The following is a 17,415-nucleotide window of genomic DNA, read 5'->3' as shown; positions in this document are numbered from 1 at the left end:
ATTATTTCAATTTATTTAGAATTTCAGGAATCTTTTTGATATTTGCCAATTGCTTCAACTTTTCTCTTGATTCTTCGATTGGAGTTCCAAAATAAGATTTTCCGCCTTCAACCGATTTGGTCACACCAGTTTGCCCCATAATAACAGCCTTTGCTCCTATTGTGATTCCGCTGGTTGTACCTACTTGTCCCCAGATAGTAACTTCATCTTCAATTACAACACAACCCGCAATACCAGTTTGTGAGGCAATTAAACATTTTTTTCCAATGATAGTATCATGTCCAACATGGACCTGATTGTCTAGTTTGGTTCCTTCGCCAATTGTAGTGTCACCGGTAACGCCTTTATCAATAGTACAAAGCGCACCAATTCCAACATTATCTTCAATAACAACTCTACCTCCAGAGATTAGCTGATCAAAGCCCTCTGGACGTTTTTTGTAATAAAACGCATCAGCACCCAAAATAGTTCCCGCATGAATGATTACATTATCACCAATTACGGTATGATCGTAAATAGAAACATTAGAATGTATCAGGCAGTTTTTTCCAATTTTGACATGATTACCAATAAAACTATTGGGCTGTATTAAAGTACCTTCGCCTATTACTGCAGAAGTTGAAATAGCAACATTTGCAAATTGAAATGGCTTAAAGTGTCTGGTTAAAACGTTAAAATCTCTAAATGGATCATCAGAAATTAAAAGTGCTTTACCTTCCGGACAATCTACTTTTTTATTAATTAAAACAATAGTAGCGGCTGATTGTAAAGCTTTATCGTAGTATTTTGGATGGTCAACAAAAACTATATCACCTGGCTCTACAACATGAATTTCATTCATGCCCGAAACCGGAAAGTCTTTATCTCCAATAAATTCGCAATTAAGCAAACTTGCAATTTCTTGTAAAGAATAAATCTTCGGAAATTTCATATTTTTTGATTAGAAAATGTATCAATTCGAAAATGAGCCAATTAGAAAATAAAATTATTAAAATTATATTATAAAATTACTTTTCTAATTGACTCATTAACAAATTTATCTTAATAGATAAACTACTCTTTTACACGCTCCATGTATGAACCTGAAGCTGTATCGATTTTAACTTTATCACCTTCGTTGATAAACAATGGAACGTTTATAGTTGCTCCCGTCTCAACTGTAGCAGATTTTGTTGCGTTTGTTGCTGTATTTCCTTTTACTCCCGGCTCAGCGTAAGTAACTTCAAGAATTACAGAAGACGGCATATCTACTGATAATGGCAAATCTGTCTCTGTATTAACCTGAACCATAACGCTTGTTCCTTCTTTTAATAATCCCGGAGCATCCAGGATATTTTTATTCAAAGAAATTTGCTCAAAAGATTCTGTATTCATAAAATGAAATTCATCTCCTTCAGCATATAAAAACTGGTAATTATGCGTCTCTACACGCACGTCTTCAATTTTATGTCCTGCAGAAAATGTATTGTCTAATATTCTTCCTGTAGTTAAACTTCTTAATTTCGTTCTTACGAAAGCTGGACCTTTTCCAGGTTTTACGTGAAGAAATTCGACAATTTTATAGATATCGTGATTAAATTTAATACACAATCCGTTTCTAATATCTGATGTAGATGCCATTTGTTTTTGTTTTATTTGATATATTGTTTAATCATTTAACCGTTTATTTGTTTCGATTGAACGATTAAACAAATAAACGGTTAAGATTTTATTTTTAATAATTTCCTGAATAACCTTTCATGATTCCTCTTGATGAATTTCTGATAAAATCCAGAATTTCATCTCTCTCAGGAGTAGCTTCCATTTCCGCTTCAATAATACTTAAAGCTTGTGTTGTATTGTAATTTTTTTGATATAAGATTCTATAGATCTCCTGAATTTCTCTGATTTTCTCAGTTGTAAATCCTCTTCTTCTTAATCCAACTGAATTAATACCAACATAAGACAAAGGCTCTTTTGCTGCCTTAGTATATGGCGGTACATCTTTTCTTACCAAAGACCCACCAGAAATCATGGCATGATCTCCAATATGAATAAACTGGTGAATAGCAGCCAAACCACCAATTACGGCATGATTTCCTACCACAACATGTCCTGCTAAAGCAACACCATTTACAATAATTGCATTGTTTCCAATTTCGCAATCGTGTGCAATGTGAGCATACGCCATAACTAAACAATTGTTTCCAAGAATAGTTTGTCCAGATGCTACTGTACCTCTATTAATCGTTACACATTCTCTAATTGTACAGTTATCTCCAATAATAGCAAGAGAATCTTCTCCGCCAAATTTTAAATCTTGTGGCACCGCAGAAATTACCGCACCTGGAAAAATATTGCAATTTTTACCAATACGCGCGCCTTCCATGATGGTCACATTTGAACCAATCCAAGTACCATCACCAATAATAACATTATTGTGAATTGTTGTAAAGGGCTCAATTACAACGTTTTTAGCGATTTTAGCGCCAGGATGAACATATGCTAATGGTTGATTCATCTGTATGTTTTATATTTTAAATTAAAATAATCTAATTTGAGGGCAACAAACCTAAACAATAAATTTGACTATTTATTGCTTTCTTGCAATTTGTGCCATTAATTCTGCCTCAGTCACTAATTTTCCGTTTGCGTATGCATTTGCCTGCATGTGGCAGATTCCTCTTCTGATAGGAGAAATCAATTCGCATTTGAAAATTAAAGTATCACCCGGCAATACTTTGTGTTTGAATTTAACATTATCAATTTTCATGAAATACGTTAAATAGTTTTCAGGATCCGGAACTGTACTTAAAACTAAAATTCCTCCTGTTTGTGCCATTGCTTCAACAATTAAAACTCCCGGCATAACTGGTGCTTCAGGAAAATGTCCAACGAAGAAATTCTCGTTCATTGTTACATTTTTCATTCCCACAACATGACTGTCAGACATTTCTATAATTCTGTCGATTAATAAAAATGGAGGTCTGTGTGGCAAAACAGCCATAATTTTATGAATATCCATCAATGGTTCCTGGTTCAAATCGTAAACAGGAACATGATTTCTTTGTTCAATTTTGATAATTTTTGCCAGTTTTTTAGCAAACTGAGTGTTTACATAATGCCCTGGTTTATTAGCAATAATCTTTCCTTGAATTCTAACTCCAATAAGAGATAAATCTCCAATTACGTCAAGCAATTTGTGTCTTGCTGCTTCGTTAGGATAATGCAAAGTAAGATTGTCCAGAACTCCGTTTGGTTTTACAGAAATTTCATCTTTACCAAAAGCTTTCTTTAAATTCGCCATTGTAGAGTCAGAGATTTCTTTATCTACATAAACAATTGCATTATTTAAATCTCCACCTTTAATTAGACCATGTTCTAATAAAGATTCTAATTCATGTAAGAAGCTAAAAGTTCTTGAGCTTGCAATTTCAGTTTTAAAATCTGAAATACTTTTTAATGTAGCATTTTGAGTACCTAATACTTTAGTTCCAAAATCTACCATTGTAGTAACCTGATAGTCGTCGCTTGGCATTACAAGAATCTCGCTTCCGGTTGCTTCATCAGTAAACGAAATAACTTCTTTTACCACATAAACATTACGGCTTGCCTCTTGTTCTTCAATTCCGGCTTTTTCAATCGCTTCAACAAAATATTTTGATGAACCATCCATAATTGGAAGTTCTGAAGCATTCAATTCTATGATAACATTATCCAGATCACAGCCAACTAATGCAGCCAAAACGTGCTCTGGAGTCTGAATTTTTACACCTAATTTTTCTAAATTGGTACCTCTTTGGGTATTAACAACATAGTTAGCATCAGCCTCAATGACTGGTTGACCTTGCAAATCTACTCTTACAAAAGTGAAACCATTATTAATTGGAGCAGGTTTAAAAGTCATTGTAACTTCTTTTCCAGTATGTAATCCAACTCCTGTTAGTGAAATTTCATTTCTGATGGTCTTCTGTTTAACCATTATTTCCATTTTTTGGGTTTATTATTTGTTTCTTTATTTCCTCTACTTCGGCAACAATTTTAGGAAGATTTTTAAAATGAACATACGATTTATTAAAATCGCTATATCCAAGTGATGGAGTTCCTTGCAGAATCTCACCATCCTTAATGTTTCTTGCTACTCCTGACTGTGCCTGAAGCCTTACATTGTTTCCTATAATTAAGTGGCCTGCGATACCAACTTGCCCGCCAATCATACAGTTTTCTCCAATTTTAGTAGAACCAGCAACACCAGATTGGGCTGCAATAACGGTATTTCTGCCTATTTCTACATTGTGAGCAATCTGAATCTGATTGTCTAATTTAACTCCGTTTCTAATAATAGTAGATCCCAGAGTTGCTCTGTCTATTGTTGTATTTGCACCAATATCAACATTATCTTCTATCACAACATTCCCAATTTGAGGAACTTTGCTGTAAACACCTTCTTCATTTGGCACAAAACCAAAACCGTCTGCACCAATAATAGTTCCTGAATGAATGGTACAATTGTTTCCAATTATAGTTTCAGAATAAATTTTAGCGCCTGCAAAAATATACACATTATCGCCAATTACAACATTATCTCCGATAAAACTGTTTGGATAGATTTTTACATTGTTACCTAATACTACATTTTGTCCAACGTAACTAAAACTTCCTAAATAAAGATTTTCTCCATATTTGGTCCCTTCAGAAATAAAAGAATTAGCCTCTATCCCCGTTTTGTTCAATTTTACCTGATTATAAAAATGTAAAAGTTTTGAAAAAGACGCATAAGCGTCTTCAACTTTTATCAATGTTGTAGTAATTTCCTGTTCTGGCACAAAGCTGTCGTTAACTATAGTTACTGTTGCTTTTGTCGAATATATGTAGTTGATATATTTGGGATTAGCCAAAAAAGTAAGTGATCCTTCCTCGCCTTCTTCGATCTTAGATAGTCGAGAAACTTCTGCATTGGGATTCCCAACAACTTCTCCTTCTAAAATTCCTGCTATTTGTTCTGCTGTAAATTTCATCGCGACAAAAATATAAAAAATAGATTTTAAATGTTAATTTTAGATAAGTTGTTTTGGAAAACAGATGTAATATTTTGTTACCAATTTAGATAAAGATTTCAAATTCAACTGATCAGAAGCTTCTACAACATCCTCAATTGTTTTGTCTTTTTTCAAAATTCGTATCGGTTCTGCTTCTTTACTATACGCCTGATTTTTTATTTTGCCACTAAATATAAAATATCCTGCCTCCGATTGCGATATATGATGTTCTTCTGCAAACTCTTCTTTCATAACCTGAGATTCTTCTGCCGGAATTTTCTCTGCACTTAACTTTATTTTAAGCAAATCTCTGTTAATAATCATTTTACTTAAAGTAGAAAGTATAAAATCATCCTGTCTTTGCCATGCTTTTAAAGCGCTTATAATATCAAAATCATCCAATTGAGAAAATAAATCTAACTTTTCGGCATCAAAATTTTCAAGCGTAATTTTATTTTGCATAAAGTATAAAAGGGGCTCACTGCAAGGCAACTTCACTCCTTTTAATGTTAGTTCTTTTGCTCTTTTTAATACTTTCATCAAAATTAATTCGGCAACCAAACTCGTTTTATGCAAATATGCCTGCCAATACATTAATCGTCTCGAAAGAAGGAATTTTTCAACCGAATAAATCCCTTTCTCCTCAATAACCAAAACACCGTCAACCACATTCATCATCTGAATGAGACGCTCAGAATTAACATTTCCTTCTGCTACTCCAGTATAAAAACTATCACGTTTCAAATAATCCATTCGATCCATATCTAATTGACTCGAGATCAATTGCAACATGAATTTCCTGTGGTATTCTCCTTTAAAAACCTGAATAGCCAAACTTAACCTTCCTTCAAATTCGTCATTCAGCTGATTCATGAACAAAAGAGAAATAGCTTCATGATTAACATCTTCGACAATACTTTTCTCCATAGCATGAGAAAACGGACCATGACCTATATCATGCAATAAAATAGCTATGTATAAAGCATTTTCCTCTTCTGGCGAAATTACAACGCCTTTAAAGCGAAGTGTATCTACTACTTTTTGCATTAAATGCATACAACCAAGCGCATGATGAAAACGGGTGTGATTTGCACCCGGATAAACCAAATACGACAATCCCATTTGCGATATACGACGTAAACGCTGAAAATAAGGGTGCTGAATTAAGTCGTAGATAAGTTCGTTCGGGATCGTAATAAACCCGTAAATGGGATCATTGAATATTTTTAACTTATTGATATGAGTCACTATCTGGTTATTTTTTAGGTCAACAAATATAACTAATTAACTACAAATCAGTTTGAGTTTTTTTCTTAAATAATAATTCCAAATACTATTGATTTCCAAACTAATACCTAAAACAATCAAAAAATATATCATTAAATCTCCAATAGAAATTCTGAAATTTATACTATTTTTAATACTTTTTAAGTTCTATACTTCTAAATTGCATTAAAATAATTTTTATTATGGATAAGATTAAAATACTTTGGGTTGATGATGAAATTGACCTTTTAAAGCCTCATATATTATTTCTCGAAAAAAAGAATTACGAAGTAACGACTTGCAACAACGGTCTGGATGCAATTGCGCTGTTTGAAGAAGACAACTTTGATATTGTTTTTCTTGATGAAAATATGCCCGGAATGAGCGGTTTGGAAACGCTTTCTGAAATGAAAGAGAAAAAATCAGCCATTCCGATGATTATGATTACAAAAAGTGAGGAAGAATATATAATGGAAGAAGCAATTGGTTCTAAAATTGCCGATTACCTGATAAAACCAGTAAACCCAAATCAAATTTTACTGAGTTTGAAGAAAAATCTGGATGATTCGAGATTGATTTCAGAAAAAACGACTTTAGATTATCAAAAGGAATTTCGTAAAATCTCAATGGAATTGGCCATGGTTAATTCTTATGAAGACTGGGTAGAATTGTATAAAAAATTGCTTTTCTGGGAATTAAAACTGGAAAACATTAACGATCAGGGAATGATTGAAATCCTGGAATCGCAAAAAGTGGAAGCAAACTCTCAATTCGGAAAATATATCGAAAGAAATTATGAAGACTGGTTTGCTCCAAAAGCAGATAAACCAATTCAGTCTCATAATCTTTTTAAAGAACTGGTCGTTCCTGAAATTAAGAAAAAAGACAAACCTATTTTGTTTGTTGTAATAGACAATCTTAGATATGATCAATGGAAATCTTTTGAAACCGTAATTTCAAATTACTATAAATTAGAAAAAGAAGTTCCTTATTTCTCTATTCTTCCAACTGCTACACAGTACGCGCGAAATGCTATTTTTTCAGGATTATTGCCAATAGAAATGGAAAAACAATTTCCTCAGTATTGGAAAAATGATGTCGAAGATGGCGGAAAAAATCTTTATGAAGCAGAATTCCTTTCGGCACAATTAAAACGTTTGGGATTAAATATAAAGGAAGACTATTTTAAAATAACCAATTACGCAGGAGGTAAAAAACTGGCAGAAAACTTCAAAGCTTTAAAAGGCAATGATTTAGTAACAGTCGTTTACAATTTTGTTGATATGCTTTCGCATGCCAAAACTGAAATGGAAGTAGTAAAAGAACTAGCTTCTGATGACAAGGCATATCGATCGTTAACCTTAAGCTGGTTTAAAAACTCACCTTTAATAGAAATTATTCAACAAGCACAATTATTAGGCTTTAAACTGATCCTGACTACTGATCATGGAACAATTAATGTAAAAAACCCGTCTAAAGTCGTTGGGGATAAAAATACAAGTCTGAATTTGCGTTACAAAACCGGACGTAGTTTAACTTATGAGCAAAAAGATGTTTATGTCGTAAAAGAACCAAAAACAATTGGCTTACCTGCAATAAATATGAGTAGCTCATTTATTTTTGCAAAAAATGATTTTTTTCTGGCTTATGTAAACAACTACAACCATTATGTAAGTTATTATAAAAACACCTACCAGCACGGAGGAATTTCTTTAGAAGAAATGATTATTCCGTTTTTGGTATTTAACCCGAAGTAAAAAATATTTATGCCACAGATTTCAAAGATTTTCACAGATTAAAAAAATCAATAAAATCTTTTTAATCTGTGACAAAAAAAGTATGCTTTAATTCGTGAAAATTTGTGAAATTCGTGGCAAAATAATTATAACAATGAATATCGTTTTTTCTTTAGATCAAATTCAGGAAGTTGCTCAACAAATTCTAGCTTCAAATCCTAAAAAAATTATTCTTTTTAATGGGGAAATGGGAGTTGGAAAGACTACTCTAATCAAACAATTATGCAAAAGTCTGGGTGTTCAGGATGCAACAAGTAGTCCAACCTTTTCTTTAGTTAATGAATACTATACTTCTGATAATAAAATAGTTTACCATTTTGATTTTTATCGATTAAATAAAGAAACCGAAGCGCTTGATATGGGAGTTGATGATTATTTGTATTCAGGAAACTGGTGTTTTATTGAATGGTCTGAAAAAATTGCCAATTTACTTCCTGATGATTATTCAACAATAAATATCAACTTATTGGTTGATGGAAAAAGAGAGTTGGAATTAGTATAAAACTACGACAAATCTTTGCTAAAACTTTTCCAATAGAGATACATAAAGTATCAAACAGAACAACTTCAAAAAGAATAAATGAATAATACCGTTGAAATAATCCCCTTTTCTCAAGATCTAAAAGAGCATATTAAAGTATTAAATATTGCCTGGCTTGAAAAGTATTTTAAAGTTGAAGAGAAAGATAAAATTACACTTTCGAATCCACAGGAGGAAATTATTGATAAAGGCGGATTGATTTTCTATGCCAGATATAATAACGAAATTATCGGAACCGTTTCATTATTAAAAACTGATGATTCAACTTTTGAATTAAGTAAAATGGCTGTTTCAGATAAGGCACAAGGACTTGGAGTTGGCAATAAACTTCTTGACTATTGTGTGAATATTGCTGAAGAAAAAGGCATCAAAACACTGTTTTTATATTCAAATACAATTTTACTTCCGGCAATTCATCTGTATCGAAAATTTGGTTTCGTCGAAATTCCTTTAGAAGCAGGCGTTTACGAAAGAGCAGACATAAAAATGGAGAAAAAGATATCTTAACATTTGCGTTGTAGTATTAGCAGAATTTTTGCATTCATTTTAAAACTTTTTACGTAATTTGTACCTTTAATTTTTTGCACAACCCATGTCAATCACATTAACTCCATTTACAAAACAACAATTGCTGCCACAAGAAGAAAAACTTGAGGTTGGTCGTTTTAAAAGAGAACTTTTCATAGGAATACCTAAAGAAACAAGCTACCAGGAACGTCGTATCTGTCTAACTCCCGATGCAGTAAATTCTCTTACCTACGAGGGACATCGCGTCATGATTGAATCCGGAGCAGGAGAAAGTTCCAGTTACACAGATAAGGAATATTCTGATGCAGGTGCAGAAATCACAAAAGATACCAAAAGAGTTTTCGGGTGTCCTTTATTATTAAAGGTCGAACCACCAACTTTGGCTGAAATTGAAATGATAAATCCGGAAACTACTATCATTTCAGCTATTCAGTTAAAAACAAAGAAAAAAGCTTACTTTGAGGCTTTGGCGCAAAAAAAAATTACCGCATTAGCTTTTGAATATATTAAAGATGAAGACGGCTCCTATCCTGCTGTAAAATCATTAAGCGAAATTGCAGGAACAGCTTCTATTCTTATTGCAGCTGAATTAATGATTACTGATGAATTTGGAAAAGGGCTTTTATTTGGTAATATTACCGGCGTCCCTCCTACTGAAGTTGTTATATTAGGAGCCGGAACGGTTGGAGAATTCGCAGCAAAAACCGCCATCGGACTTGGCGCAAGCGTAAAAGTGTTTGATAATTCTATTACAAAATTACGTCGTTTACAAAACAATTTAAATCAAAGAATATTTACTTCTACGATTCAGCAAAAAGCACTTTTAAAAGCGTTAAGACGTTGTGATGTTGCTATTGGTGCTATGCGCGGAAAAGAACGCTGTCCAATTGTAGTTACCGAAACTATGGTCGAGCACATGAAAAAAGGAGCCGTAATTGTAGATGTAAGCATTGATACTGGTGGTTGTTTTGAAAGTTCGGAAGTAACAACACATGAAAAACCAACTTTTATAAAAAATAATGTTTTGCACTATTGTGTGCCTAATATACCTTCTCGTTACTCTAAAACAGCATCATTATCCATAAGCAATATGCTAACACCTTATCTTCACCAGATAGCTGAAGACGGTGGCTTAGAGAATGCTATTCGATGCGATAAAGGTCTTAAAAACGGAATCTACTTATATCACGGAATCTTAACAAATAAAGCGATTGGTGACTGGTTTGATTTACCGGACAACGATATTAATTTACTTGTATTTTAAAGGAACTTTAATGTACCTTTGCAAAAATTTTATTTCATGAAGTTCGTACACCGTTTTGCATATTATTTGATTGGCTTAGTTATGGGATGCTTTTTTGTAGCCCTTGTATTTAGTGGAAAAGATACACGTTGTAACTATTTTCCAAATGCCAGAGTTTTAAATGATTTAAGAACTAAACCTTTTCAGTATTCAGATAAAGCAATTCAGACTTTAAACGAAAAATGGATTGACACCGCAGATATTAAAAGCACTTTAACTTTTGGAGATGTTGATTTTGATCAAAGTAATGTTCCGTTCAAAAAAGGAAAACTTTATGTAATTGAGGGAAAAACTGCTAAAAATCAAGAAATTGTTTTAAAAGTAGTTAACTACGAAAAGAAAGCTGTTTTAGAGGAAATCATAAAAAAAGAAACTGAAAAATAGTTCTTTTTCTAAACTTCAATATTAAAACCACTCAATTTCATTAATTCCTTTAGATTTTAGAAAAGCATTTGTTTGGCTGAAATGCTTATTCCCAAACCATTTTCCCTGATTAGCACTCATTGGTGAAGGATGTCCCGATTCTAAAATATGGTGTTTTGAACGATCAATTTTTGATCCTTTTTTTTGCGCAAAGCTTCCCCATAGCAGGAAAACGACATTCTCTTTTTGATCAGAAATAGCCTGAATCACTGCATCTGTAAAAAGATTCCATTTTAAGTGTTTATGGCTATTTGGACTATCTTTACGAACCGTCAGCGAAGCATTTAAAAGCAGAATCCCTTGTTGAGCCCATTTTTCAAGATTACCTGAAGTCGGCATAAAAATCGAATCTAAATCGGTATTTATTTCTCTGAAAATATTACGAAGCGAAGGCGGAATCTTGACATTATCATTTACAGAAAAGCTTAAACCATTGGCTTCTCCTTCTCCATGGTAAGGATCTTGTCCAATAATTACAACTTTTAAATCCTGAAAACTGCAGTTATTAAAAGCGGAAAAAATCAATTCAGCCGGAGGATAACAAGTATGCGTTTTATATTCAATATCCAAAGCTTCCATTAAGGTAGAAAAATAAGGTTTTTGAATTTCGTCTTTTAAGACCGCTTGCCATTCAGGAGATAAATTAATTTTCATTTTAAAAATTTTAGTACAAATAACGCAAAGTTTTTTTCAAACTGCCAATTAATAATGCATTTTAGTTTTAAAACTTTGTAACTTTGAAATCTTTACAACTTACGATATATAATGATATCTATTACAGAAAAAACATTACAAGATTTACAATTTCCAACAGTGCTCGAAACGATTTCGGCTGGCTGTAATACAGACATTGGAAAAGAAAAAGCTTTACAAATAACACCATTTAGAGATAAAGAAACTTTGATGCAGGCTTTAATGCAAACATCTGAATATGTTTCTTCTTTTGAAAACAACAACGCCATTCCGAATCACGGATTTGACGCTATAACACATGAAATTAAGTTTTTAGCCATAGAAGACAGTTTTCTTGAAGTTGGAAGCTTTAGAAAAATTGCAAATCTTTCTGCAACTACAAATTTCTTGCTGAATTTCCTTAAAAAATTTGATGACTATTATCCAAACTTAAATGCCCGTGCATCTCGTGTAGAATTAACTAAAGATATCATCACTTATATTGATGCAATCGTTGATAAATACGGAGAAATTAAGGACAATGCTTCTCCTGCACTATTAAGTATTCGTCAGAATATGAATCTAGTACGCGGAAAAGTAAACCAAAGTTTTGGAGTTGCTTTAACACAATATAACGGACTTGGATACCTAGATGATATTAAAGAAAGTTTTGTACAAAACCGTCGTGTTCTCGCTGTTTTAGCAATGTACCGACGTAAAGTTAAAGGCTCTATTCTAGGAAGTTCCAAAACCGGAAGTATTGCTTATATCGAGCCGGAAGCAACTTTAAAATATTCTCGTGAATTAGCTAATCTTGAGTATGAAGAAAAAGAGGAAATCACGAGAATCTTAAAAAACTTATCAAATTCTATTCGTCCGTATTTGCCTTTATTAATCGAATATCAGGACTTCTTAAGTGATATTGATGTTGTTGCCGGAAAAGCAAAATACGCTAATCGAATCAACGGAATATTACCAACAATTACAGAAGAAAGAAGATTGTTTTTTAGAGAGGCTTATCATCCTATTTTATACTTAAACAATAAGCAAAAAAACGAAGTTACGCATCCGCAAACTATTGAATTAAAACAAGATAATAGAATTATTGTAATCTCCGGACCAAATGCAGGTGGAAAAACGATTTCACTTAAAACTGTTGGTTTATTGCAATTAATGCTTCAATCGGGAATGCTGATTCCTGTTCATGAACGAAGTGAAACGTTCTTATTTGACCGTATTTTAACTGATATCGGAGACAATCAATCTATTGAAAATCATCTGAGTACTTATAGTTATCGATTAAAAAACATGAATTATTTCTTAAAGAAATGCAATAAGAAAACCATGTTTTTAATTGATGAGTTTGGTACAGGTTCTGATCCGGAACTGGGGGGAGCTTTGGCAGAAATCTTCCTGGAAGAATTCTATCATCGTGAAGCTTTCGGAATCATCACAACGCACTATTCTAATTTAAAGATTCTCGCAAACGAGTTACCTTATGCTACAAATGCGAATATGATGTTTGATGAAAAATCGCTTGAACCAATGTATAAGCTGGCTTTAGGACAAGCAGGAAGTTCGTTTACATTTGAGGTGGCACAAAAGAACGGTATTCCATTCGGATTAATAAATCGTGCAAAAAAGAAAATCGAAGTTGGAAAAGTTCGTTTTGATAAAACTATTGCAACACTCCAAAAAGAAAGGTCTAAGCTTGAAAAAACTTCTTTAAACTTAAAAGAAGAAGAAACTAGAGCACGTGAGGAAAGCAAAAAAATGGAAAACATCAATGTAAAAATTAAGCAAAAACTGGAAAGCTATCAGGAATTATACGATAGTAACCAGAAAACAATTTACATTGGACAAAAAATAGAAGATATCTCTGAGAAATACTTCAACAACAAAAATAAAAAAGAACTTATAGGCGAATTTTTAAAAATTGTTGAAATTGAAAATTCAAAACGTAAAAAAGCAACTCCTAAAGAAACTAAAGCGATAATAGAAAAGAAAAAAGAAGTTATTGCAGAAGTTACTGTACATGTTGAAGAAATTCGAAAAGAGAAAAAAGAGAAAAAGCTTAAACCGGTTGTTGAGAAACCAAGGCCAATTCTAAAAGTTGGTGACAGAGTACGAATGCTTGACGGAAGATCTGTTGGAAGTATTGATTCGATAGAAAAGAATAAAGCAACAGTAAATTACGGAATCTTTACTTCTAAAGTTAGTTTAGATGAATTAGAATTGGTTGAAGCTGTAAAAAAGTAAAATTTTATTCTTCCGTTTTCGTTTTTTAAATTTCATCCTAAAAAGATCGAAAAATTAAACAAAGGATCAATTAAACTAAAATAAGCTGATTTAAGGAATTATTTTCCAAAAAACATTCCATAATATGATTATTTTTTAAAAATCAGTTAGATCAAATCTGTTAAAGTTGTTTTTTATTTGTAAAAACTATAGTTTGTTTTATTTTCATAGATATTATAAATACAAAAAAATCCTTTGCAAAATGGAATAAAAAAATCCACAAACTTGAAAAATTCAAATTTGTGGATTTTTATTTTTTAGAAAAGTTTAATTAACCTTTAATCCAATTAATAACTTCCGGTTCTGTAACCAAAGTTTTTGGTTTAATTACTTTAACCAATTCTCCTTTTTCATTGATTAAGTATTTTTGAAAATTCCATTCTACCTCAGAATCCTGTAAACCATTTTTAGATTTTTGAGTCAGGAATTTATAAACGGCACACATATCGTCTCCTTTTACAGAAACTTTATCCATCATAGGGAAAGTTACACCATAGTTTTGCTGACAGAAAGTTTGAATTTCTTTATTTGTTCCAGGCTCCTGTTCTGCAAAATTATTAGCAGGAAAGCCTACTATTACAAAACCTTTATCTTTATATTCTTTGTAAACTGCTTCAAGATCTTTGTATTGTGGTGTTAAACCGCATTTTGACGCGGTGTTTACAATCATTACTTTTTTTCCTTTTAGAGAAGCAAAATCAAAAGTGTTTCCTGATAAATCTTCAACCTTAAATTGGTAAATGTTTTCTTTTGCCATGACTTTATCTGTTTTAGACTTGGTTTTACTAGTTTGAGCCTGAAATTGTGCTGTCATTAATAAAAATGCACCACAAGCTAGATATACTATTTTTTTCATTGTTTTAATTTTTTATAAAATTAGCTAAAAATCTTTTTGACAAAGTGATTCCTGCCTCTATTTTCCCATAAACTTTCGTTAAAAAAATGAAGCCTAACGTTAATCAGACGTTAGGCTTCCCCCCATACAAACAAATCAAACCATGAATTAATTTTCAATATCTTTTACTTTATTAAGTAAGAATCTTTTATATAAAAACGATTTCATTTTTTTTGAACCCGTTTACTATTATTTTTAAGTAGTTGATGCCTCCCGGTTATGGTGAATTTTACCTGTAAACCCTAATTCGCATTCCCAATTATTCATTTCAATGGCGTTTATAAAGGAAATTTTTATTCGTTATTATTTGGAAACTGCTGTTTAATCCATGAAAATTCGTTTGGAAGTCCAGGGGACACCAACTATTAAATTATCGTTTTAGGTTCAAAGCAATTTCACCCAAAATATCTTTTTTAAAATCTGTTTTGCTAAAACTCGAAAGTGATAAAACACTTGTCAAACCAACTATTAAAATTTTTAACGTTTTTGCTTTTGTCATAACTTTAAATTGTAATTAGTAAGATTTTATCTACTACTTATTATTTTGATTATTTAAGATTCTCAAACTTTTTCATTTATTCTAAATCCTATATTATCAACATTTTAAAACTTAATTTCATATTCTGCTATTTTAAGCAAACTATTTATTTTCGGTTATAATAGCATTTACGTAATTGGATTGCTTTTGGTTTTAAAAAAATGAAAAAAAAATCATTTTTTTTTCAAAACCCCTATTTTCCTAGGTTTAAGACTGTTAAAAAAAATATAATTTTCACAAAAAAATAATTTATCTTTATAACAGTAATGAAATATTGATTAAGAAATTTTTGTTTAAACTTAAAATCCCAATCTATGAGTCAAGAAGAATTATTAGTTTTAATTTACAAAAAAGACGAACGAGCTTTTACCCATTTGTACGACATGTACTCGAAAAGTTTGTTTTCGGTTATTAATGTACTAATCAAAAATCGCGAAGAGGCCGAAGATGTTTTACAGGAAGTTTTTGTCAAAATCTGGAAAAACATTGATTCATACAACGAAAGCAAAGGCCGATTTTATACCTGGATTCTTAATATTGCCAGAAATACTTCGATCGATACATTACGCTCAAAAAATTTTAATAACAATCAAAAAAACCTTCCATCCGATAATTTCGTAAATCTGTTAGATGACAGTAATAAACTGATCAACAAAATTGATACAATAGGTATTCAGGAATTTGTAAAAAAACTAAAACCAAAATGTATTGAAATTCTTGATTTGTTATTTTTCAAAGGATATACCCAACAAGAAGCTTCAGAAGAATTGGCAATGCCACTGGGAACTATCAAAACACAAAACAGAAACTGTATTAACGATTTACGTAATTATTTAAAAATCTAATGGAAGCACAAGAATATATAGAATCAGGAATTCTGGAACTTTACGTTTACGGATTATTAACTGAAACAGAAAATTTGGAAATAGCCGAAGCAGCTAAAAAATATCCAGAAGTAGATAAGGAAATTATTTCTATTGAAAAAGCTATCGTGGCTTTATCATCGAGCTTCTCTCCTTTCCATTCAGTAGCTAATTTTGAAAAAATTAAAGCAAGACTGGAGCTTAAACATGGTAAAGTAGTCGACATGAAACCGGCTTCAAACTGGTCTCAATATGTAGGCTGGGCAGCTGCCGTACTTTTGTTACTTGGTTTAGGATATCAAACTCTTGAACTGACAAAAACAAAAGAAGCTATTGTGACTGTGGGAACTGAGAAAAGCAAAATTGAAAGAGATTATGCTTATTTAGGACAACAGAATAAAGAAATTGAAAAAAGTTTAACCATTGTAAGAGACATCAAAAATACGGGTGTAACGCTTGGTGGTCAGGCGGTTTCTCCAACTTCTTTTGCAAAAGTCTATTGGAACAAAGACACCAAAACGACCTATATTGATGCTGCAGGTCTGCCAAAACCTCCAAAAGGAATGGTATATCAGGTTTGGGCATTAAAACTTAGTCCGGTACTTACACCAACAAGCATTGGTTTATTGAGCAACTTTGAAGGAAACTCTCAAAAAATATTTGCTGTTGATCGTACAAACGAAGCAGAAGCTTTTGGAATTACTCTGGAACCTGCGGGAGGAAGTTTAACTCCAACTATGACTCAACTTTATACATTAGGAAAAGTTTAAAATTGAATCTTTCATAAAAACAGAAAGCGCATATTAGTTTTAATATGCGCTTTTTTATTATTTTTATTTTATCTAACAACCAAATACCACATCATGAACGGAACATTACTTCTAAGAATTGCAGTTGCTCTCATTCTTCTCACCCATTCTGTTTTCGGAATGTTTAATAACGGTATCAATGATTTTGGAAATTTATTCCTGAATCAGATTGGCTTTGCTCCTTTTGGTGTTTTTCTTGCCTGGTCAATCAAATTATCTCACGTTTTTGCAGCAATTCTTTTGTTGATGAATAAATATATCAAACTTGCCGGTTTTGTTACCATTTTTGTTTTAATAATGGGAATAATTCTGGTTCATTTTAAAGAAGGCTGGTTTGTTGTAGGCGGCGGAAGAAATGGTGTTGAATATAATTTCTTATTAATTGTCGTTCTATTGGCAATCATGTTTCCAAACGGTTTCAAAACACACAATCCAATAACTAATTATAATAAACAATAACGATTA

17 protein-coding genes are annotated in these 17,415 nt (G+C 32.1%); 9 read left to right on the top strand and 8 right to left on the bottom strand.

The features are described 5' to 3' along the window. Position 1: 1 nt before the first annotated feature. From OLM51_RS12245 to OLM51_RS12220, 6 genes are all read right to left on the bottom strand, one after another. A complete protein-coding gene (locus OLM51_RS12245; RefSeq protein WP_264550897.1) occupies positions 2–931 on the bottom strand; it encodes a UDP-3-O-(3-hydroxymyristoyl)glucosamine N-acyltransferase in 930 nt (309 codons plus the stop codon). A 122-nt stretch (positions 932–1,053) separates the two neighbouring features. Next, positions 1,054–1,620, bottom strand: coding sequence for an elongation factor P (gene efp / locus OLM51_RS12240; RefSeq protein ID WP_264550896.1), 567 nt, complete (start codon positions 1,618–1,620; stop codon positions 1,054–1,056). Between the two features lie 94 nt (positions 1,621–1,714). Next, positions 1,715–2,500: an acyl-ACP--UDP-N-acetylglucosamine O-acyltransferase gene (lpxA, locus tag OLM51_RS12235; protein WP_065450097.1), complete on the bottom strand. Its 786-nt coding sequence runs from the start codon at positions 2,498–2,500 to the stop codon at positions 1,715–1,717. Between the two features lie 72 nt (positions 2,501–2,572). Further along, complete coding sequence (locus tag OLM51_RS12230; protein ID WP_264550895.1) at positions 2,573–3,961, bottom strand: bifunctional UDP-3-O-[3-hydroxymyristoyl] N-acetylglucosamine deacetylase/3-hydroxyacyl-ACP dehydratase; 1,389 nt, start codon at positions 3,959–3,961, stop codon at positions 2,573–2,575. Next, positions 3,954–4,997: a UDP-3-O-(3-hydroxymyristoyl)glucosamine N-acyltransferase gene (gene lpxD / locus OLM51_RS12225; protein WP_264550894.1), complete on the bottom strand. Its 1,044-nt coding sequence runs from the start codon at positions 4,995–4,997 to the stop codon at positions 3,954–3,956. Before lpxD ends, OLM51_RS12230 begins: the two co-directional genes overlap by 8 nt. A gap of 39 nt (positions 4,998–5,036) precedes the next feature. Further along, positions 5,037–6,266 (bottom strand): HD domain-containing protein, encoded by a 1,230-nt coding sequence (locus OLM51_RS12220; RefSeq protein ID WP_264550893.1) that lies wholly within the window; start codon positions 6,264–6,266, stop codon positions 5,037–5,039. Between the two features lie 221 nt (positions 6,267–6,487). On the opposite strand from OLM51_RS12220, the gene OLM51_RS12215 reads away from it, so the two are divergent. The 5 genes from OLM51_RS12215 (at position 6,488) to OLM51_RS12195 (ending at position 10,836) form a co-directional block, all read left to right on the top strand. Continuing rightward, on the top strand, positions 6,488–8,041 hold the full coding sequence (locus OLM51_RS12215) for a bifunctional response regulator/alkaline phosphatase family protein (protein ID WP_264550892.1): 1,554 nt from the start codon (positions 6,488–6,490) through the stop codon (positions 8,039–8,041). Between the two features lie 133 nt (positions 8,042–8,174). Then, complete coding sequence (tsaE, locus tag OLM51_RS12210) at positions 8,175–8,582, top strand: tRNA (adenosine(37)-N6)-threonylcarbamoyltransferase complex ATPase subunit type 1 TsaE (RefSeq protein WP_264550891.1); 408 nt, start codon at positions 8,175–8,177, stop codon at positions 8,580–8,582. A 78-nt stretch (positions 8,583–8,660) separates the two neighbouring features. Beyond that, on the top strand, positions 8,661–9,128 hold the full coding sequence (locus tag OLM51_RS12205) for a GNAT family N-acetyltransferase (protein ID WP_264550890.1): 468 nt from the start codon (positions 8,661–8,663) through the stop codon (positions 9,126–9,128). 85 nt (positions 9,129–9,213) lie between these two features. Further along, positions 9,214–10,413: an alanine dehydrogenase gene (locus OLM51_RS12200; RefSeq protein WP_264550889.1), complete on the top strand. Its 1,200-nt coding sequence runs from the start codon at positions 9,214–9,216 to the stop codon at positions 10,411–10,413. Between the two features lie 36 nt (positions 10,414–10,449). Beyond that, positions 10,450–10,836: a DUF4258 domain-containing protein gene (locus OLM51_RS12195; RefSeq protein ID WP_264550888.1), complete on the top strand. Its 387-nt coding sequence runs from the start codon at positions 10,450–10,452 to the stop codon at positions 10,834–10,836. A 21-nt stretch (positions 10,837–10,857) separates the two neighbouring features. Here OLM51_RS12195 and OLM51_RS12190 read toward each other — a convergent pair whose 3' ends face one another. Beyond that, entirely contained in the window at positions 10,858–11,529 is a 672-nt protein-coding gene (locus tag OLM51_RS12190; RefSeq protein WP_264550887.1) for a uracil-DNA glycosylase, read from the bottom strand. 111 nt (positions 11,530–11,640) lie between these two features. Between OLM51_RS12190 and OLM51_RS12185 the strand changes: the two genes are divergently transcribed. After that, entirely contained in the window at positions 11,641–13,806 is a 2,166-nt protein-coding gene (locus OLM51_RS12185; RefSeq protein ID WP_264550886.1) for an endonuclease MutS2, read from the top strand. 310 nt (positions 13,807–14,116) lie between these two features. Here the strand turns inward: OLM51_RS12185 and OLM51_RS12180 are convergent, their stop codons facing one another. Continuing rightward, complete coding sequence (locus OLM51_RS12180) at positions 14,117–14,701, bottom strand: glutathione peroxidase (RefSeq protein ID WP_264550885.1); 585 nt, start codon at positions 14,699–14,701, stop codon at positions 14,117–14,119. Positions 14,702–15,592: 891 nt separating this feature from the next. Between OLM51_RS12180 and OLM51_RS12175 the strand changes: the two genes are divergently transcribed. The 3 genes from OLM51_RS12175 to OLM51_RS12165 all read left to right on the top strand — a co-directional run bounded on the left by OLM51_RS12175 (position 15,593) and on the right by OLM51_RS12165 (position 17,409). Continuing rightward, positions 15,593–16,123, top strand: a complete 531-nt coding sequence (locus OLM51_RS12175) for an RNA polymerase sigma factor (protein WP_264550884.1) — start codon at positions 15,593–15,595, stop codon at positions 16,121–16,123. Continuing rightward, positions 16,123–16,911, top strand: coding sequence for an anti-sigma factor domain-containing protein (locus OLM51_RS12170; protein WP_264550883.1), 789 nt, complete (start codon positions 16,123–16,125; stop codon positions 16,909–16,911). The genes OLM51_RS12175 and OLM51_RS12170 overlap by 1 nt, the downstream gene beginning before the upstream one ends. Before the next feature lie 93 nt (positions 16,912–17,004). Then, entirely contained in the window at positions 17,005–17,409 is a 405-nt protein-coding gene (locus OLM51_RS12165) for a DoxX family protein (protein WP_264550882.1), read from the top strand. Positions 17,410–17,415 lie beyond the last annotated feature (6 nt).

It is taken from the genome of Flavobacterium sp. N2038 (assembly GCF_025947185.1).
In the GTDB taxonomy this organism is placed as follows: domain Bacteria; phylum Bacteroidota; class Bacteroidia; order Flavobacteriales; family Flavobacteriaceae; genus Flavobacterium.
The sequence above is the reverse complement of the archived record's forward strand: the minus strand, read 5'-3'. Positions and strand labels throughout refer to the sequence as shown.